Genomic DNA, 21041 nt, shown 5'->3' with positions numbered 1-21041 from the left:
TTTTATGGTATAAAGCCTATTAATTAGTAACTTCATAACGGAAAAAAAACTCCCAATAATTGTTAAATGTAACCAAACTGTTAAAGGCAAATTATTTGCTTTTCCAAATCATTGGGTCTATACTTTAATTTGATAATAGTCTTTATCAGTTATTTACGGACGGTATAAGATGGAAAACACATGTTTTAGGTTTGCCATAAAATGTTAAAAGATAAAAGACTACAGGAATAGGTAAAGTAATCTATCTTCAATTATTCAAGATTAATATAACATATATTTGTTTTATCCTTTAAATAAATTTAGTTACTACAAAATGGGAAGTTTTTTAACATATAATAAAACAATGTTCTTCTTATTGTGTTCGATGGTCTTTTTAGTGGGATCTTTTGGTGTGTCACATCCTACTTCGCGTGCACAAGAACAGTTAAAAGAATCATTAGAAAAAATAATAGGTGGTTTGGAATTGGAGGCTAAATCAAGTAAGCCAAATATCATAAAAAGTTTTTTTTTAGACTCTTTAAAAACCCAAACGGAAAATTATTATAATGAGCAGTTGGATAATACCAAAGGACTTTCCAACAGTTCAGTTAATGCTATTTTTCAAGATTCTGAAAATTTATTATGGATTGGCACCTGGGATGGCTTAAATAGATATGATGGTAGTAGTTTCAAGATTTTTAGACCAGAACCCAATGACGAACATAGCCTTACCAACCAAGTCGTTCTAAAAATTGATGAAGATAGTACCGGTGGTATCTGGGTATTGACCATGCATGGCTTGAATAGGTACAATAAAAAATCAAACACATTTAAAAGGTATTATTTTACCAGAAAGGATAAACCTCCTTTTTCCGAATTTGAATTTAATATGGCGCTTGACCGCTCAAAAAAGGTCTATTGTGCTGTTAAGGATTGGGGGATTGGATATTTTGATGGTCACGATTTTCAATTATTGGAAACCAAAAACCTTCCCACCAATGCTATTAAAAAAATGGTATTTGCACCAACTGGCGCATTGCTTTTGTTATTGGATAATAATGAACTCTACTCCCTAAAAATAAATACCACCAAGGCAGGTGCAAAAAAGGTGTCTCAAAAAGAGAGGGTTTTAAAAAATGTTGCGGATTTTGAAGTAGTGTCCAATGATAAAATAGGTGTTATTTCTACTTCTGGGAATACGGTATTTTATGATTTTAAAAACAAAACTGAGCGTCAAATTAACCAAGAAAAATTCCAAAATATTATATCCCGCACTAAAGAAGGTCTTTTGCTTTATGATAATTCAAGGTATTTTATCATAGATAGTCTAGAAAGGACTATTGAGAATCCATGGGTTAAAAACCTAAAAAAACAAAAAGTAACAACCTTACTTCAAGGTACTGAAAACATCATTTGGACAGGGACTGATGGCGACGGCCTTTTTAAAATGTACCCTCTTAAAAAGGTGTTCAATCTCGTGTCTAAAACACAAGTGCCCGAAATGGATGGCGGTATTGTAAGGGTGTTTTTAGAGGAAGGCCATTCATTTTGGGTAGGAACAAAAGGTAAAGGATTGTTCCGTTTTACATCTAAATTCTACCAAAATCCAAACGAGCCATTGAATTATAAAAACTTCAATGAAAGTAATAGCCCCATTAACAATGCAGTGTTTTCATTGTGTAAAGGCAAGGACGATCTTATTTTTATTGGTACCGATGGCAAAGGCCTTAATGTTTTCGACTTAAAACAATCAAAATTTATTAGTTGGCCAGAAATTATTGGAAACGAATCCTGTAAATATTTTAAATCAACCTACGCCATTTATCAAGATGAAGACGGATTTATTTGGCTTGGGACCAATGGATATGGTATGATCCGGTTGAAGATTTCCAGATTAGGTAAGTCTTTAAAAGTGACGGAATTTAAGCAATATTTGGCTGTAAGTGGCCTTGAAGGATCTTTGGGCAGCAATATTATTTTTTCAATAGTTCCAAAAAACAATAAAGAACTTTGGTTAGGGACCAGATTGGGTGGATTGAATCTTTTCAATACCCAAACACATACTTTTAAAACATTCAAAAACAGCAAAAACGATTCTCTAAGTTTATCAAATAACGATATTTTATGTCTTCATCTGGACTCAAAAAACAAACTTTGGATAGGAACAAGTTTTGGCTTAAATGTGTTGGAAGCATTTGATCAAGGCAAAGTGCCTAAGTTTAAAAATTTCACTGTAAAAGATGGTCTTCCAAACAACACCATACATGGCATTGTTTCCGATGATAAATCAAATCTTTGGATAAGCACCAATTTTGGGCTCTCTAATTTTCTGTTCAATGAATCAAAATTTATTAACTACACACAGAGTGAAGGTTTGCAGAACAACGAATTTGCAGATGGTGCTTTTTATCAAAACAACACGTCCGATTTTATTTTTATGGGTGGCATCAAGGGATTTAATTATTTTTTGCCTTCCAAAAAAGAAGAATCCCAAATCATTCCAAATATTCTAATTGATAAAATAAGTGGGCAAAATCAAGAAGTTCCATATTATCAAGGGCTTGTGGTTTTTCCCGACTCAAAAACATTTCCTTCTATAGTTTTAGAACACCACCAAAACTTTTTTGATATTGAGTTGGCCGCTTTAACCTATATAAACAGTGAAAAATGTCAATATGCCTACAAACTGGATAATTTTGATCAAAACTGGAATGCAGTCAATAATAGAAGGATCATTTCCTTTACAAATGTGCCCAAGGGATTTTATTCTTTATGGATCAAATGGTCCAATAGCGATGGCGTTTGGAGCAGTCCGGTTCATGCCATTGATATTAAGATCAAACCTGTGTTTTGGCAATCAAACGTGGCTATTGCTGTTTATTTTATTTTTATTATACTCTTTTTTCTTTTTGTGTGGAGCTATTTTAATAAGCAGTATAAATTAAGACAAAATATTATTTTTCAAAAACGAGAGGAAGAAATCCACCAAAACAGACTAACGTTTTTTACAAATATAGCCCATGAATTTCAAACACCTTTAACCCTGATTGTGGGACCTGTTCAAAAACTTGCGGAATCTGAAAATTTGGGAGAAAAAAGTAAGAAATTCATAAATATGATACAACGAAATTCTTCAAGGCTCCTTTTCTTAACACAACAGTTGCTCGAATTTAGAAAGGCTGAGTATGATTATTTAGAAGTCGCTGTCAAACAATTTGACTTGGTGGATTTGATTGAACAAATAGGCGAACTGTTTGATGAATGGGCTTTAGATAAAAATATTGATTACCATGTTGAGTTGCCACCCGAATTGGTAGGCTGGTTTGATAAGGATAAAATCGAAAAAATTATTTTCAATCTATTGTCCAATGCGTTTAAATACACGCCAAAAAATGGAAACATTAAACTAGAGTTTAGTATTCAAGACGAAGTTTCAAAAACACTTCACATTAAAGTGTCCAATTCCGGTAAGGGAATTTCCAAAGAAAAACTCGAATCCTTATTTGATAGGTTTTTCTTGACTGACAACAAAGATAAATCCGAAACAGACTTGTTTAGAACAGGTATTGGACTGGCATATATTAAAAAATTAGTAACCGTGCTGAGGGGTGAAATTGATGTTTCCAGCGGGTCAAATAAAGTTACGGTTTTCACAATCAATCTCCCATGCAGCAAACAGTCATTTAAGGAAAATGAACTTGATTTAGAGGGAACACAAATTTTTATTTCTGATTATCTAAAAAATATCCTTGAAGAAACGCCCCATGAATCTGAAGATAAATTCAGTAAAATGTCATCGCTGGAAGCATTTTTAGAAAAGCGTAAAGTGGTACTGATTGTTGAGGACGAACGGGAAATCCAACTGTTTTTGAACGAATTGTTAAAAGAAAAATATAAAATCATCATAGCCAACAATGGTGTTGAGGCCCTAGAGAAGATGAAAATCGAGATTCCAGACCTCATCATTACAGACGTTATGATGCCGATAATGGATGGTATAGAGCTTTGTAAAAAAGTTAAAAACGATAATAATACATGCCATATTCCTGTCATCATGCTTACCGCAAAAAGTTCCGTGCAACACCGCATTGAAGGCTTGGAGAGTGGTGCGAACTCGTACATTCCAAAACCGTTCCACCCAGACCATATTCTTGTTAGGGTGCAAAAACTTCTGGAAGAAAGGGAACTTATTTTAAAACATCTATCCCAAGACACATTTATAGAGCATATTAAAGACCTTCCGGTTAATAATGACGATAAAGAATTGTTGCGAAATATTATCAAGTTAATTCGCAATAATATAGATAATGAAAACTTGCAAAGCCTATTTATTGAAGAACATTTAGGAATTAGCAATTCACAATTATATAGAAAGATTAAACAGAGTTTTGGTTTTTCTCCTGGAGATTTAATTCGGACCATAAGGCTAAAGTATGCTGCCGAATTATTACGAAAAAGTAATTTTACAGTCTCAGAGGTGTGTTATAAATCAGGTTTTAATAACAGATCTTATTTTTACAGGGAGTTTAAAAAAATGTATGGCAGTACCCCCAAAAATTATCAAATCACAAATAATTCAAGAATAATTCACGAATAACACATTTTAACCGCCTTAAAACAGGGTAATTAGTGGTTAGTGTACACTTTTGATGAAATAGTGTACACTGTTTGCTATGTCTCCTAGATACCTTTATCAAATGATTTTTTAATCACATAATCATATAAAAAGCATTAACTAACTCAATTCACTCAATTTAGAATTATGAAAAAAACTACTCAAATTATGAATCCATTAAAAACCCTCTTATTATGAAAAAACATATTTATCATAACCTATTACTAATAGGTACAGTACTATTGGGTGGAACCATGTTTGCCCAAACGATCACAGGTAACGTTTCGGATAGTAATGGTGCCATTCCAGGGGTCAATATTATTGTAAAAAACACCTCAAAAGGAACTGTGACCGATTTTGATGGTAACTACGCCATCGATAATGTAGATCCAAACGCTATTTTGGTGTTTAGCTTTTTGGGATATACAACCAAAGAAGTTTCCGTTAACGGAAAGACTGTGGTTGATGTTGTATTGGTTGAAGACTCCCAGGCTTTAGATGAAGTGGTGCTTGTTGGATATTCATCAAGAAAAAAATCGACTCTAACAGGAGCGGTTTCTATTGTAAATATGTCAGATATGGAAAAAACAAGGGTCACAAATGTTACACAGGCATTACAAGGTCAAATAGCAGGGGTTCAGGTAACATCAAGTACAGGAGCGCCGGGAGATCCCGTTGAAGTTCGTATTCGTGGAGAAGGAACTATTGGAAACAATAATCCTTTATATGTAGTTGATGGTATCCCTTCACGAGATATTAATTTTTTAAACCAAGCCGATATTAAAACAATAACAGTTCTTAAAGACGCATCCGCCGCCGCAATATACGGTTCAAGAGCATCTGGAGGGGTTGTATTAATTACAACCAAGAGTGGAGCTATTGGGAAAACAAGTTTTGATATAGAATACTGGACAGGAATTCACAATGCTGCTAATCTTCCTAAGATGTTAAATGCCGAACAATATATGAATACGGTGGAAAAGGCATGGAACAATTCAGATAGAACAGGGACTAATCCTTATACTGCAGATAAAGGCAGGTCGGATTTTGCTGATACAAATTGGCTTGATGAATTATTTGAAACAGGAAGATCGCAAAACTTACAATTTACAGCTAGTGGAGGAAGCGATAAAGTTCAATTTTTAATGTCATTAGGGTATTATGGTCAAGATGGAATTGTAATATTTGACAACGACAAATACAAAAAAATAAATTACAGAACCAATATCAATGCTGATTTAACTGATAGATTAAAAATAGGAACCAATCTTCAATTATCTTATGCCACACAAGATAAACTGTCTTCAAAAGGAGACGCACCAGGAATTATTAGACATGCGTTAATAAGACCACCTGTTATTCCTGTTTATAAAGACGTTAATGATCCAACCTATTCTGAAAGAGATCCTTTTACAGATTTGCCATTTTACCTAAATAATGATAGAGACAATGGTGGCTGGGAAAGCGATAAATATGAATGGTCTTCAAATCCTATTGCACTTGCCTATTTTACAGATGATGTAAGAAAAGATTTTAGGACCTTTGGAAATGTATATGCCGAATATGCCTTCTTAAAGAATAAAGAGCTGAAATTTAGAACAAATGTTGGCGTGGATTTATCTTTTATTCACAACAAAACATTTGGTAAAAATTTTGGTGATGATGACGGTGGAGGCAATGCTACAGACCAAGGGTTGGGCAGACAAAACAGACCAAATAATTTGAATGAAGAAAGAGGGGAAGCTAGAACCATTACTTTTAATAATACCTTAAATTATAATAAAACTATAAATAACAAGCATGATATAAGCGCATTGGTTGGTACGGAGTTTATTAGTAACTACGCATCTTCAATTGGTGCAAGTAGATCGCGTTTTGATATAACGGATGATACATTTAGATATTTGGATTATGGAGGTACAGGACCAGTTGATTTATGGAATAGCGGAAGTGCTTCAGAATGGACCTTGTTTTCTCTATTTGGTTCAGGATCTTATGTATTTGACAGTAAATATATGGTAACGGCAAACTTGAGAGCGGATGCTTCTTCACGTTTCTCCGAAAAGAACCGTTGGGGATATTTTCCTTCTATTTCTGCAGGTTGGAAAATTTCTGATGAAGATTTTTTAAAAGATCTTACATGGTTATCTAATTTAAAATTAAGAGCCGGTTGGGGAAAATTAGGAAATCAAGAGATTGACAATTATGCGTATTTAACTTTAATTAGTCAAACAGATGGAAAAGTTGTTGTGAATCGATATGGGAATGAGGATTTAAAATGGGAAAGCTCTGAATCAACAAACATTGGAGTTGACATGGGCTTTTTTAATAATAAACTAGCCATATCAGCAGAATATTTTGTAAAAAACACATCAGATATTTTATTGCCTATTGGTTTACCAAGTATCGTTGGTGATGTTGCTCCCACAATTGTAAATGCCGGTAAAGTCAGTAATAAAGGATTTGAGCTTTCTGTAAACTATAGAAATTCAGATAACGAATTCAAATATGGTATAAATGCAAACATGGGAACGTTAATTAATAAAGTTGAAAAGTTGCATCCAAATGTACCAAATCTTATTGGGCAAGTTACAAGAACTGAAGTTGGTCAACCATTAAACGCTTACTATGGTTATAAAATGATTGGGATATACCAAACTCAAGCAGAAATAGATAGTTATTTAAGTGGTACTTTAAATCCGAGCGTAAAACCAGGGGACATTAAATTTGACGATATAAATAATGATGGTATAATAAATTCTGATGACAGAAAATTTCTTGGTAGCTCAATACCAGATCTCACCTACGGATTTTCATTTTCATCATCTTATAAAAATTTCGACTTTTCTTTCCTTTTTCAAGGTGTTGAAGGTGTAGATAGATATAATGATGGAAAACAAATTCTGGATTATGACACACGTCCATTTAATTATACCACAAATATTTTAGGTGCATGGGATGGTGCAGGAAGCAGCAATACCATACCAAGAGTTGCTTTTGAGGACAATGGAAGCAGTAAAGTGTCTAGTATTTTTGTAGAAGACGCATCTTATTTACGTCTTAAAAATGTTGAACTAGGGTATAATATAAATTCACTAAAAGGAATTCAAAATATACGTCTTTATGTATCTGGACAAAATTTATTTACGTCAACAGACTATACCGGTTTAGACCCAGAATCTACAGATTTAATGGATAGAGGAACTTATCCGTCGTCAAAATCAGTTTTATTCGGAGTAAATGTTAAGTTTTAATATTAAAAAAACACTAGTTATGAAAACAATATATAAAAGTATTATTTTTATATTCACTATTACAGCCTTTGTAAGTTGTAATGATGAATTAACAAAAGATCCAATAGGGCTTCTAACATTAGATCAAATTGATGCAAGTCCAACAATAAACACATTAGAATCCTCCGTAAAATCTTCATACCAGCTTCTAGCTAGTACCTTAAACCTTATCGGTGAATGGGGATGGGATGATGGAACAGTACTTAGAAATGATTTTATTTTACATGACATTGCTTCTAATGATATGAATAAGAAATGGAATCCGGATGGTGATCAGGCCTGGATGGATGAATTTAGTGATTTTAGTTTTACAGCTGCTAACGGAGGCTTTAATGGCATATGGCTTTATGATTATGAAGGTATAAACAGAATTAATCTAGCTATTAGTTATCTAACGAATCCCGAAACAACACAAGCAGTTGGAATAAGCGATGCGCGTAAAAATCAATTACTAGGGGAAGCCTATTTTTTAAGAGCCTTTTACTACTTTGATTTAACAAATAATTTTGGTGATGTGCCATTATTACTTAATCCGCTATTATCCTTTGAAGACGCTTTTGATGTAGCAGTAAGAGTGCCTAAAACAGATATTACTACTCAAATAAAATCAGATTTATCTCAAGCTAAAACTTTGTTGCCAAATGTTAAATATGCTGATCCAGCTGAGAAATGGAGAGTATCAAAAGGGGCGGTGATTGCTTTAGAAGCTAAAGTAGCTTTATTTAATGAAGATTGGAGCACAGTACTTAGTTCAATTTCAGAACTTGATGCACTTGGTTTTTATAGTCTAAATGCTAATTATTTTGATAGTTTTGATGTCACTAAGGAATTTGCAGATAACGAAGTTATTTTTGCATATGATCATATTTCTGATCAAAATCCTAGAAACGGTAACGGACTTTGTGCTCTAGTTGGTTGGGGTTTTATAGCTCCTAGTGCTGATTTTATTAATTCTTTTGAAGCAAATGACCCAAGACTATTGTATACTGTTGATGTTCCCAATCAGAATGTTTCAAAATTATTAGGGAATACTATTGGTGATTTTAAAGGAAATGACGATGCTCCAAGCAATAAAATTTTTATAAGATATGCTGACGTTTTACTTTGGAAAGCGGAGGCATTGAACGAAACAGGAGACTATCCAGGAGCTATTGCAATTATAAATCAAGTAAGAACAAGAGCAAGAACTACTACCACTGCAGACGGTTCAATAACTCCTGTTGGAACTTTATTGGACAGGCCAAGTTCAACTGATACATCTCAAATAAAAGGTTGGTTAATGTCTGAGAGAAGAGTTGAATTAGGATTTGAATCTCAAAGATTTAACGATTTAAAAAGATGGGGAACTGCAAAAACAGTACTTACAGCTCTAGGTAGAAATTTTCAGGACCATAATTATGTGTATCCAATTCCTCAAGGAGAAGTTGATAAATCTGGAGGAACTATTACCCAAAACCCGGGATATTAGAAATTTTTAAAAGATTTTAGTTTAGTTTGAGTTTAGTTTAGTTTAGTTTGTAGAGAAGTAGTTGTTTTAATAATTGCTACTTCTCTTTTTTATGGTTGCTAAGGGCTTGTTAAGAAATAAAGTGTGCAGAATTGACGCCGCTATTTTGTGTATTAGCTAGGCGAAAAACACAGCCATAGCCTTAGCTACAACGAGGCTTTTTAACGACCTTAATGTGCAAAAGAGCAAGTCAAAATGTATAGGTTATTTCTTAACAAGCCCTAAAAAAACGATGTTCTTTTTATCCTTAAATATTAAATTAAATAAGATATGCCAGATATTGCAATTCGATATAAACAAAACCCCTTATTGTCTCCCAAAGATTTAGAACCCAGTACTGAAAACATGATTATTGAATGTTTGCTGAATCCGGGCGTGTTTGAATTTAATGGAAAAACAGGACTTTTGGTAAGGGTGGCAGAACGCACGGTGCAAAAAGAAGGTGTCATGTCCGTGCCCATTTACAATGATTCTGGTAAAGTGGAAATTTTGGATTTTAAGTTGAATGACCCAAAACTGGATGCGTCCGATGCCAGGGTTATCAGTTATGATGGCAGAGATTATTTAACAACCATATCCCACCTTAGTTTGCTTTTTAGCGATGATGGAATAACATTCAAAGAAGACAAAAATTACCCGTCACTTTTTGGAGAAGGCGACTATGAAAGTTATGGGATTGAAGATTGTAGGGTTTCACAAATTGAAGACACCTATTATTTAACCTATACCATGGTGTCCCCAAATGGCGTAGGCGTTGGGTTAAGGACTACCAAAGATTGGAAAAATTTTGAAAAGAAGGGCATGATCTTCAGTCCACACAATAAGGATTGCGCCATTTTTGAAGAAAAAATAAATGGAAAATACTACGCTTTGCATAGACCGAGCAGCCCAGAATTAGGAGGGAATTATATCTGGATTTCAGAATCACCAGACAGTGTGCATTGGGGCAATCATAAATGTATAGCAAAGACAAGAAAAGGAAAGTTTGATAGTAAACGGTTAGGTGCTGGTGCGGCTCCTATTAAAACTGAAAAAGGGTGGTTGGAAATTTATCATGGTGCTACAGAAGCCAATCGGTACTGCTTAGGTGCTATTTTATTGGATTTAGCAGATCCTTCAATAGTAGTTGCACGTTCAGAGGCACCTATTATGGAGCCTATTGCAACATACGAAAAAACGGGTTTTTTCGGGAACGTAGTTTTTACCAACGGCCACATCGTTGATGGTGACACCATCAAAATGTATTATGGAGCATCAGATGAACATATGTGTTTGGCCAACTTTTCAATTAATGACATATTAAAATCACTGGGACAATAATGATAGATTTAGCAAAAGTAGGGTTAAAGGATTTTACAAGGAGTGCAAAAATATTAATAATCACCAATACCATTTATGCTTTTGTATTACCCGTCATAGATATTTTCGTGGCATCATATATCATGCGAAATTCAAACGACCCTTCCAAGGTTATTTTATATCAATTGGCCATTTATGTGGGTATTCCCATTACATTTTTTATCAATGGTTATTTATTGAATAAAATAAATATCAAAAGATTGTTCTCTTTGGGCATGCTGCTCAGTGGCGTTTCCATGGTGTTTATGATGTCTTTGGATGAAATCAATTATTTTGGATTGATAGGAGCAGGTTTGATTATGGGCATGTCTTTTGGGCTGTATTGGGCAAACAGGGATTATTTGGTATTGGCAACCACAAAAGACCGAACCCGGAACTTTTATTATGGTCTGGAAACGTTTATTTATACCATTATAGCATCAACAGTCCCTGTTCTTATCGGATGGTTTTTAATAAGCGGAGAAGGGGAAGGGGATCTGGCAAATGAGGGTATTAACTCAGCATATAGGGTAATAACCATGGTTGTTTTTGGAATCACCATATTAGCATCTATCGTATTCCATTTTGGAACCTATGAAAAACCAAAGAGTGAAAAGTTCTTATATTTTAAATTCCACAGACTTTGGAAAAAAATGCTTCAATTGGCAGTGTTAAAAGGGTTGGCACAAGGTTTTATAGTTACGGCACCTGCCATGTTGATGATGAAATTTTTTAATTCTGAAGGCGCTTTAGGGTCTGCTATTTCCATAGGAGCTGTTATTGCGGCCGTAATCATGCTCCTTTTGGGTAAATATTCAAAGCCTAAACACCGCTTAATTATTTTTAGTGTTGGATTGATATGTTTTTTCCTTGCTTCTTTTTTTAATGGTTTGTTGTTCAATACAACCGGTGTCATTTTATTTATGTTCTTGTTGTTAATTGCCAGACCAGTTTTGGATATTGCCTATTTCCCTATTCAGTTAAAGGTCATCGATGTGTTGTCAAAAATTGAAAACAGAAATGAATTTTCATATATTTTGAACCATGAATTCGGACTATTTGTAGGTCGTTTTATCGGTGCCGGTACTTTTTTGGTTATTGCGTTTTTTATAAACACGGATATCGCTTTAAGATATGCTTTATTGATTATAGGAATATTTCAATTGCTTTCCATAGTTATTGCCAAACAACTTTTAAAACAACAAGACACATTAGAAAGTGAAACATTGGCGACTAAAAGCATTAGCACTCAAAATATAGATGCCATAGAGGTTACAACAGTCCAATAAAAAGCAGGTTAACAGATGAGAATAATGAAATACATCATAGTTTTATTGATTGGTTTGGGTTTTTATTCATGTAAAACCGAACCATCAAAATTTATCATAGAGCATCCGGTCGATCAACTTCATTTAAGCCGGATTGATTCCATGCCCAATTTACCAAAACCATTTAAAATTATCGATTTCAACCAGATGGCAAAGGATTATGATAGCTTGGTGTACGACCCAAACCAAACCGGAAAATATTGGCCTTTGATCTGGAAAGACAATTCCCGAAAAAATTTTGATCAAGAAACATACGGAATTTATACAGCAATGGGCGATGTAAGGCAGGGAATAGAGCATTACGACGGTATTTTCCATGAATCTTTGGCGAGCATTGGCTCTGTGTTGGGAGCCAGTTTGGTAGGCATAGACAAATCGAACCAGAACGGCGAAGATTATGTGGGTATGCTAAAAAATTATTTTAATTCCGAGACAAAATGGAATATCATCATGAATAATACCTCTCCTGAAGTAGCGCAATTAGGAGGCGGGTATGCCAGAGACTGGTGGTATGATGTGTATCCAAATGTGATGTTTTATGCCGTTGCTGATTTCTATCCAAATGAAACAGGCTACGAACCAATTCTTCATTCTGTTGCGGATAAATTTTATGAGGCTAATTTGGTATTAAATGGAGATTATGACTACTCCTTTTTTAACTATGCCACTATGGAGCCCACAAAAAATTGGATTTGTGCCCAACAAGATGTTGCTGCGGGTCATGCCTATGTGTTGTATTCTGCTTATCAAAAATTTCAGGAACCAAAATATTTAGAAGGGGCCAAATCATCATTAGAAGCCCTGTTAAATCAGAAAGAGAATAGGTTTTATGAAATATTGATGCCTTTTGGGGCCTATGTTGGCGCAAGAATGAATGCAGAACAAGGAACCAACTATGACATTTCAAAAATATTAAATTGGACTTTTGATGGCACTTCAGTTTGTCGTGAAGGTTGGGGAGTTCTAGTTGGCAATTGGAACGGTTACGATGTTTCTGGAATTGTTGGAAGTACTGTTGATCACGGTGGTTTTGGGTTTTTAATGAATACCTATGATACCATGTGGCCATTGGTGCCCATGGTTAGATACGACCAACGCTATGCAAATGCCATTGGAAAATGGATGTTGAACGCCGCCAATGCATCACGGTTATTTTACCCCTATGAAATTCCCGATGAGCATCAAACCATTCCTGAGGAAAAAGAACATACCAAAGGTGTTATTGCCTATGAAGGTCTTATAAAAAGTTCCCATTATGAAGCGGAAGGGTTATATTTAGATTTAAAAGCGCCAATTGCCATAGGCGACGGCATGCACTGGAACAAAGACAACCCCAAAGTGTCCCAGTTCAGTGTTTATGGAAGTGGGCATGTGGGAATTGCCGGTGCCATTATATCAAAAACCAACGTTGATAATATCTTGCAATTGGATTTGTTAGCGACTGATTTTTATAAAAATAAAGCCTATCCATCGTATTTATTTTACAATCCAAACCCAGAAATTAAGGAAGTAACAATTTCAACAGGAGAACAAGAATTAAAGATTTATGATGCTGTTCAAAGGGCTTTTATTGCTAAAAAAGTATCAGGTAGTTTTACTTTCAAGGTTGAAAAGGAAAATTCTTCTTTATTGATTTTAGTGCCTCAGAATGCTGAAATTTTAGAAAAAGACGGAAAATTATATGCCAATAATATAATTATTGATTACAGATATTCCAGCACAGATTAAAAAGTTGTAATTAAGTTGAGGTGCTCTAATCTCATAAAAAAAAGAATAAAAATGCGGATTAAAAATATCAAGTGTAAAATTTATCTTTTGTTTTTTTTCATTGGAACCAGCATCTTTAGTCAAAATATCAATCTAAAGGTAGTTGGAAATACGGATCAAGGTTTTAGTGTAGATATCTATAGTGGCAGCCAATTATTGATTCATAATACGGAAGAACTTTCATTGAAAGCAGCAAATCTAGATTTAAGTGAAATCTCTGAAATTGCTGCTTGGAAAGGTTCTGAGTGGACAGGTAATGAAAATCTTGTAAAATTATCAAGAGAAACTTATTTATCAGATTTTGATTTGAACATATTTATTACGGTCACATACCAGGTGATAAATCAACATGTAATTAAAAAAACGGTTGATTTATTTCAGTCGGGGATGCCAACTTTATATTTTACAATAAAAGAAACTTCAAAACCAGCTGAAACTCCTTCAAAATATGTGACGTTTGAACACGATAATTTTCCAGGAGGTTTCTCTCATGAAATGTATCCTTCTGCGGGTTTTGTAACCTCAAATAATGTATTAGTTGGTTTTTTAATGGATGCCGGTTATAAAAACCATTATACCAGAACGACGCGTCGTCGTTTTAATGGTCATGGAGGTGGCTTTGTAGGCATGAGAAAACTTCCTGATCCAGAATTGGTTTCTGTTGCTACCTTGGCGGATAGAGCTAACGGAAAAGAATATATCCAACAAACATTCGGTGAAATGTACAATTTGGATGCTGGGAAAGAAACAGTTTTAAAACTAGACGATATTCTTCAAAAAGTTGGCAAAGTAGATATTGAAAAGCAATATGGGCTAATGACTCTTAAATGTGAACCGTCCAGCCGTACTGGAATTGAATTTGTAACGCCGTTAACAGATCAAAAAATATATACAGTGTCCTTTCTTGCCAAAGGAAATTCTCCAACTGCTGTAAAACTTTTTAGAAATAAAAACGGTGTAAAAACTGTGGAACTGGAACATGGAATCAAGTATATTGATCAATTTCCCATAAACGAAAATGAATGGACACTTTTTAAAGGAAGTATTATGGTTCCGTATATAGAGCATGATAGTGTCTCTATGTTTGTTGGATCACAATCCGGAAAAAAATGTAGTATTCAAATTAAGGATTTGCAAATTGTTGAACACCAACCTGAAAAACAGCCATATAATAAAATGAATATGGGTGAAAAGGCAACAAAAACAACCTATATATTTGTTGAGCCTTGGACAAATCATCACGATTTTGTGATGTCTTCTCAATCACGTTTAGCTGAAGGAAAAGGGTTTAAAGGAACATTGATTGAAAAAATGTTGTATGCAAATTTCAACATGTTAACATGGATTACTTCTATAAATGATTTTACGCCTTTGAATGTGCCTAATATGAACTATGCACCTGATATGTACAATCGGGATTCGTTTTTCTCTATAGTTTCAAGTTACAATAAAGAATTAAATCTAAAAATTTGGGAACAATGGGCGAAGACTCAAAATAATAAAGGGGCAATAGCTACTATCATAACACCATATATGGGGACTATTGAAGCTAAAGATAATGAGGCTACCATTGAGTTTTTAATTTGGGCCATGCTGAATAAAAGACGTTTTGGTGTTACGCTGCCAAAAGAGAAGATAGATAAAGCAGTTGCCTATGTGTTAAATGAATTTGACGAAGATAGAGATGGTATCTGTAAATCCCATTTCACATTGAGTCAAATCGATATTAATAAATATGAGCCTAAAACAGATAAACTGGCAGTAAATCAAGGGATATTTGCCATTGCGTTAAAAACCATTCAGGAACTTGGATATGATATCTCAGAGACCTATATCCAAAAAGCTATAGCGGGATATCTCGATTTTTATGATGTCAAACGCAAACATTTAGTATTCGATAGAGACTTCCCGGATGTGATTACGATGACCGATTTAGAACCGGAATTTTTTTCGTTATGGTTATTTAGTGAACCCATGCTAACTGATGACATGGTGATCAATCATTTGGAGCAAATGCCCATATTAAATAAAGTGCCAAACTCACCCCATCCGGAATATGGCACAACGGCACCAATAATTATCAAATTAACAGACGATGAAAAAGGCTACTCCTATTTAACTTCTAATTATCAGCCTTTCAGGGAATTTGGGGAGGCTAACTATAAAGATGGCGCAAGAGATGGCTTTTATTACAATGGCGGAAGCTGGTTGCGTGCAGAATACTCTGGGTATGTAGTTGGACTAAAACATGGATGGAAAAAGGCAAAACCGTTGATGGAAAATCGGGCATGGGCAGAAATTAATCTTAATCCGAGCTGGCCTTATAGTAAAGAATTTATTCCGACAAAATGGACAACAACTGATTCTTGGTGGGAATCAACACGAGGCTTAAGTTGGAACGTGTTTATACTCATGGCAAATGAAGTTGTAGGTTTGCGTACACCAGAAATGGATCCTGACTTTAAAAAATAGAAATACATTTTTTATTACAAATAATTTTTGAAAATCAACACATTAATGATGTTACTTAAACCTATCCTATTCATTTTATTTGTATTTATGTTGTTTTCCTGTACTAATAAAAAAACTATAGATCTGGAAAAAACCTGATGGAAAGAAACCGTATTCTATGAAATTTATATGCCCAGTTATAAAGATAGCAATGGTGATGGTTATAGTGATTTTATAGGATTGATATCCAAGTTGGATTATATTCAAAACTGAGGGGTTAAAGGCATTTGGTTAACACCTTTTTTGCAATCGCCAAAAGTAGATAACGGACTTTTTTGTGGTATAAAGGAGTATTAATTGACAACTTAGCATAGGAGGCATACCTCTATATTATAAACCAATCTCATAAAATATAATTTTCTAGTCTGTAATACTTTATTTCAACCCATTTATTCAATCTAAATCCAAAACCACATGGCTTCATATTCTATGCAAAACTAAGATTGAGAATCAATAGTGTCCGGTTTAAATTTGTAAAACAATCCGAACTATAGATTGGGTATAGATTTAAATATTTTTTTAAGATGCACCCGTTGCTTTCAGAAAAAACAATATATATATATATAGGATTTCTGAAATTATAAAACTATTTTAAATTGATTATCAGTTAGTTAAAAACAAGTCTTGATTCTATATTCTAGCGTAGCGTTATTGATTCTTTTACTGGACAACAATGATTGAGAATATATTTATTAGAAAATCATTGCGAATTAAATTATTAATTATTTTATTTAGTAATGGGTTTCCTATTCCTATCAAATAATTTATAATTTGCCTAATGAAAATTTATAAAGTAGCCTTAATTCCAACTAAAAAACTTACTATTAATGGTAAAGACGATTCCATTCTTTGGAATAAAGCTAATATTTTAACTGATTTCTCTTCACCTTGGGAAGTGATGCCAGATACTAAAACGGAGTTTAAAGCTCTATGGGATAAAGACTATTTATATTTTTGTTTTCATGTTTTTGACGATACTATGCATATAGATAATACAGATACCGGTTTTAAAAGCATAGATATTTCAGACAGGGTAGAACTTTTTTTTAGAACCGATGCTAATATAAGTCCATATTATTGTTTAGAAATGGATCCCACACCTAGAATCATGGATTTTAAAGCTTTTCCCAATAAAAATTTTGACCTCGATTGGAAGTGGCCAAAACCAGATTTACTGGTAAAATCACATATTAACAAAAAAGGGTTTACCGTTGAAGGCAAAATAAGTATCGTTTCTTTAAAGAATTTAAATTTATTGAACAACGGAAAAATTGAAACAGGAATTTTTAGAGCAAAATATTATAAAACAAAAAACTCGACTTATAGCCCCGTTTGGATAACTTGGGTAGACCCTAAAACAGAAACACCAAATTTTCATACACCGTCATCTTTTGGGATTCTAAAATTAGAATCTATTTAATTTTGTATATGGGAACTTAAGTTTTCAGAATTTACAATATCAATTGGTAATAATTTTTGTTTAGGTATGTCTTTACTAAATAGAAAGTATTCAACCAAATAAGTTAAACTAAGATACGTTTGGGTTTTTGGATTTTGATGGATTAAAAAATCAATTTTTTTATTTTTCATAAAGCCAATATTTTTCGACAGCAAATCATAACCTATAACTTTCACGTTTTTATAATCAATGTACTGAAGTGTCTCTACAATTTTATAAGCCTTGGAAGTGGTAACAAATATACCTGAAACATTTTTTTGTGAGTTTAAAAATTCTGGAAGCAATTTGCCCAATTCTGATTGAACTACGTTAAGCGTTAATACGTCATATTTTGCACCAAGCAATTCTTCAAAATAATTTCTAAAGCCTTTTTCCTTTTCTTGCATGTGTATGGCATTATTGAATACCTCATCAATGTGTACAATAACAATTTTTGATTGGGGTTGAACAACCATGTGCATCAAGTTAGCTGCAACACGACCACTTTGAAATAAATCCTGTCCAACAAAACTTCCAATTTGATTGGATTCAATTTTATTGTTGAAAGTGCTAACTATGATATTGGCTTCAGCATATTTTTTAGACACCTCAATGCTTTCCTTGTGAAACAGAGGTGTTAACAAAACGGCATCTGGACTGGTTTTTAATATTTCTTTATTAATATCAAAAAAAGATTTTGTACTAGTGGGACTGTAAAAATATAGAGTTATCGAAACCCCAAAAGCTTTAAATTCTTCAATAGCTTCATTAACACCTTCAACACAGGGGCTCCAAAAAGCGTCTTCATTTGGATTTGGAAGTATGACACATATTTGATAGATTTTGTTGTTTTTTAAGTTTCTTGCTATTGGATTGGGCTGATAGTCAATTTTTTCAAGTATTTTATTTACTTTTTCTAAAGCTTTTTCAGATACTTTACCTCGCTTGTGCAATACTCTATCCACCGTTCCTTTTGAAACTCCGGCAAGTTTTGCAATATCTTTTATGGTGTATATTTTCATAAGGAACAAATATATAAAACTTATAGACAAATTCCCTAAAAAATGTGTTCGAGAACAAAATATTAGTGTTCTCGAACACATTTTTTGTATATTCTCTTTTTTTATTTAAAAAAAAAGAATATATTCGCTTAACTTAAATTTAACATGAGTATAAATTTCATTAAAAAAATGATTTTAAAACTCTGATTTTAAGATAATTATACTTTTTGTTTTTTATGAAGAAAATTATATCGATAGCACCCGGAAGAACATGTCTGTTTGGCGATCACCAAGATTATTTAGGGCTTCCTATTATCGCTTGTGCCATTAGCCGAAATATTAAACTGGAGGCTGTTGAAAACGGGTCGAGGGTTTTAAATATCGACAAACCGGATATCAATGAAAAAAGAGTTTTCGACATAGACAAAGAAATTTATCACATAGAAAAAGGCGATCATCTATTATTTGCTTTAAGAGTTTTAAAACGATATGGATGCATTCCAAATAAAGGATATGACATTAGAATTTCGGGTAATTTGCCAATTAACGCAGGGACATCAAGTTCATCAGCTTTAGTGGTTTCTTGGGTTCAGTTTTTAATAGAAGCTTTTGGTATTAATGTAAAAGTGACCCCGGAATTTATTTCGCAAATAGCTTATGAAGCTGAAGTTGTGGAGCAAGGGGCACCTGGAGGTAAAATGGACCAATACAGTATAGGTTTAGGCAATATTCTTTATTTAGAAACTGGCGACAATTTCTCCTATGATACCATAAACACACCTTTACATGGCATCATAATTGGTGAATCTGGCATTCCCAAAGAAACCGTTGGGCTTTTAAAAGAATTAAAAGAAAAAACATGGCTTGCCATCCATTCAGTAAAAAAAGAGCTAAAAGATTTCGATATAAAATATGCGCAAGAAAGTGATTTGAAAAACTATCTAAATTATGTTCCAGACAGTCTTCAAAACTACTTTTCGGCGGCAGTTCTAAATCATGAAATCACAAAAAAAGCCTATTTGGAATTTAAAAAGCCTTCCCCGGATATAAAAAAAATAGGAACATTAATGAGTGCCCATCATAACGTATTAAAAAATTTATTGAAAATAACGGTTCCAAAAATTGATGATATGATAGACGCTGCCTTAAATGCAGGAGCATTAGGGGCTAAAATAGTTGGTTCGGGAGGCGGCGGAAGCATTGTGGTTTTAGCGCCACTAGGAAAAGAACAGCAAATTATAGACCATATTAAAAAATCAGGAGCAAAAGATGCTTATCAAGTATCTGTAGATCCCGGTGCAAGGATAGTGAGTACATTAAAAACAGTAAACGTTTCATAATATGCATAGTAATTTAATAATATTGGCAGGTGGTGCTTCATCTAGAATGAAGAAGGAAACGCATGCCAATAATTTAACGGAAGCTGAAATAGCACAAGCCAATGAAAGAAGCAAAGGGCTTATTGGGGTTGGTCCCCATGGGAGACCTTTATTGGATTATTTGCTTTATAATGCCAAAGAAGCTGGTTATAAGAACATTTATATCATTATCAGTGAGAAAGGAACGCTCTTCCAAGAGTTCTATGGTAACAAGAAAAAAGACAACGACTTTAATGGTTTAAACATTTCGTTTGCCATTCAATATATTCCAAACAATAGAGTAAAACCTTTTGGTACCGCTGACGCATTGTTCCAAGCTGTGGAGCAGTACCCGGAATTGAACACCCAGTTTTATTCGGTATGCAATAGCGATAATTTATATTCTTCTAAAGCCTTGTTTGCTTTAAGGTCAACCAAAAGCCCTAATGCTTTTATAAGTTATGATCGCGATTCTTTGGAATTCCCTGAGGAACGAATTTCCCGTTTTGCTGTTGCGAAATTAGATGACGCAAATTACCTGTTGGATATTGTTGAAAAACCTTCAGAAGAAGAAGTAAGCAAATCTAAAGATGTTGAAGGTAAAATACGCGTAAGCATGAATGCCTTTAAATTTAATGGAGAAGTCTTGTATCCATATTTAAAAAATTGTCCCGTGCACCCAGAAAGAGATGAAAAGGAATTACCAACGGTGCTTTTGAATATGATTAGCGACTACCCAAAAACAACATTGGGAATTCCTTTTTCAGAACATGTGCCAGATTTAACGGCAAAGGAAGATATAGTGGAAGTTAAAGCCTATTTGAAAAAACATTATTCGGAATTGGATTGGAATAAAGTCGGACAAACAAAAGAGTTTACCATTTAATTATAGCGATAAAACAATAG

At 33.8% G+C, this 21041-nt stretch carries 12 protein-coding genes; 11 read left to right on the top strand and 1 reads right to left on the bottom strand.

Annotated elements, in window-relative coordinates; genetic code table 11:
* The first annotated feature begins 343 nt into the window (after positions 1–343).
* The 9 genes from ACU1LP_RS09285 to ACU1LP_RS09245 all read left to right on the top strand — a co-directional run bounded on the left by ACU1LP_RS09285 (position 344) and on the right by ACU1LP_RS09245 (position 17758).
* Positions 344–4576: a hybrid sensor histidine kinase/response regulator transcription factor gene (locus tag ACU1LP_RS09285; protein ID WP_445736125.1), complete on the top strand. Its 4233-nt coding sequence runs from the start codon at positions 344–346 to the stop codon at positions 4574–4576.
* A 212-nt stretch (positions 4577–4788) separates the two neighbouring features.
* Positions 4789–7848, top strand: a complete 3060-nt coding sequence (locus tag ACU1LP_RS09280; protein ID WP_445736124.1) for a SusC/RagA family TonB-linked outer membrane protein — start codon at positions 4789–4791, stop codon at positions 7846–7848.
* A gap of 19 nt (positions 7849–7867) precedes the next feature.
* Complete coding sequence (locus ACU1LP_RS09275) at positions 7868–9355, top strand: RagB/SusD family nutrient uptake outer membrane protein (protein ID WP_445736123.1); 1488 nt, start codon at positions 7868–7870, stop codon at positions 9353–9355.
* 309 nt (positions 9356–9664) lie between these two features.
* A complete protein-coding gene (locus ACU1LP_RS09270; protein ID WP_445736122.1) occupies positions 9665–10714 on the top strand; it encodes a glycoside hydrolase family 130 protein in 1050 nt (349 codons plus the stop codon).
* Positions 10714–12021 (top strand): MFS transporter, encoded by a 1308-nt coding sequence (locus ACU1LP_RS09265; RefSeq protein ID WP_445736121.1) that lies wholly within the window; start codon positions 10714–10716, stop codon positions 12019–12021. Before ACU1LP_RS09270 ends, ACU1LP_RS09265 begins: the two co-directional genes overlap by 1 nt.
* A 24-nt stretch (positions 12022–12045) precedes the next feature.
* On the top strand, positions 12046–13788 hold the full coding sequence (locus ACU1LP_RS09260; protein WP_445736120.1) for a hypothetical protein: 1743 nt from the start codon (positions 12046–12048) through the stop codon (positions 13786–13788).
* Between the two features lie 87 nt (positions 13789–13875).
* Positions 13876–16299, top strand: a complete 2424-nt coding sequence (locus tag ACU1LP_RS09255) for a hypothetical protein (RefSeq protein ID WP_445736119.1) — start codon at positions 13876–13878, stop codon at positions 16297–16299.
* A 168-nt stretch (positions 16300–16467) separates the two neighbouring features.
* Positions 16468–16551 carry a hypothetical protein gene (locus ACU1LP_RS09250; RefSeq protein WP_445736132.1) on the top strand — a complete coding sequence of 28 codons (84 nt, stop codon included), beginning with the start codon at positions 16468–16470 and terminating at the stop codon, positions 16549–16551.
* Positions 16552–17116: 565 nt separating this feature from the next.
* Positions 17117–17758, top strand: coding sequence for a carbohydrate-binding family 9-like protein (locus ACU1LP_RS09245; RefSeq protein ID WP_445730916.1), 642 nt, complete (start codon positions 17117–17119; stop codon positions 17756–17758).
* On the opposite strand, the gene ACU1LP_RS09240 is transcribed toward ACU1LP_RS09245, so the two are convergent.
* Positions 17755–18798 carry a LacI family DNA-binding transcriptional regulator gene (locus ACU1LP_RS09240; RefSeq protein ID WP_445736118.1) on the bottom strand — a complete coding sequence of 348 codons (1044 nt, stop codon included), beginning with the start codon at positions 18796–18798 and terminating at the stop codon, positions 17755–17757. The two genes, ACU1LP_RS09245 and ACU1LP_RS09240, sit on opposite strands and share 4 nt — an antisense overlap.
* 215 nt (positions 18799–19013) lie before the next feature.
* Here ACU1LP_RS09240 and ACU1LP_RS09235 point away from each other — a divergent pair, with 215 nt between their 5' ends.
* Together ACU1LP_RS09235 and ACU1LP_RS09230 are read left to right on the top strand one after the other, a co-directional pair.
* The gene (locus ACU1LP_RS09235; RefSeq protein WP_445730918.1) at positions 19014–20117 is read left to right on the top strand and encodes a mevalonate kinase family protein; all 1104 of its coding nucleotides are present in this window, start codon (positions 19014–19016) and stop codon (positions 20115–20117) included.
* A 1-nt stretch (position 20118) separates the two neighbouring features.
* Positions 20119–21021: a sugar phosphate nucleotidyltransferase gene (locus ACU1LP_RS09230; RefSeq protein ID WP_445734741.1), complete on the top strand. Its 903-nt coding sequence runs from the start codon at positions 20119–20121 to the stop codon at positions 21019–21021.
* Positions 21022–21041: the final 20 nt, after the last annotated feature.

The organism is Mariniflexile sp., assembly GCF_052728615.1.
The sequence above is the reverse complement of the archived record's forward strand: the minus strand, read 5'-3'. Positions and strand labels throughout refer to the sequence as shown.

Coding starts and splice junctions, on each gene's coding strand:
- ACU1LP_RS09285 (WP_445736125.1), top strand. CDS start 344: ATGTTCTTCTTATTGTGTTCGATGGTCTTTTTAGTGGGATCTTTTGGT.
- ACU1LP_RS09240 (WP_445736118.1), bottom strand. CDS start 18,798: ATGAAAATATACACCATAAAAGATATTGCAAAACTTGCCGGAGTTTCA.
- ACU1LP_RS09275 (WP_445736123.1), top strand. CDS start 7,868: ATGAAAACAATATATAAAAGTATTATTTTTATATTCACTATTACAGCC.
- ACU1LP_RS09230 (WP_445734741.1), top strand. CDS start 20,119: ATGCATAGTAATTTAATAATATTGGCAGGTGGTGCTTCATCTAGAATG.
- ACU1LP_RS09265 (WP_445736121.1), top strand. CDS start 10,714: ATGATAGATTTAGCAAAAGTAGGGTTAAAGGATTTTACAAGGAGTGCA.
- ACU1LP_RS09260 (WP_445736120.1), top strand. CDS start 12,046: ATGAAATACATCATAGTTTTATTGATTGGTTTGGGTTTTTATTCATGT.
- ACU1LP_RS09270 (WP_445736122.1), top strand. CDS start 9,665: ATGCCAGATATTGCAATTCGATATAAACAAAACCCCTTATTGTCTCCC.
- ACU1LP_RS09235 (WP_445730918.1), top strand. CDS start 19,014: ATGAAGAAAATTATATCGATAGCACCCGGAAGAACATGTCTGTTTGGC.
- ACU1LP_RS09245 (WP_445730916.1), top strand. CDS start 17,117: ATGAAAATTTATAAAGTAGCCTTAATTCCAACTAAAAAACTTACTATT.
- ACU1LP_RS09280 (WP_445736124.1), top strand. CDS start 4,789: ATGAAAAAACATATTTATCATAACCTATTACTAATAGGTACAGTACTA.
- ACU1LP_RS09250 (WP_445736132.1), top strand. CDS start 16,468: ATGCCCAGTTATAAAGATAGCAATGGTGATGGTTATAGTGATTTTATA.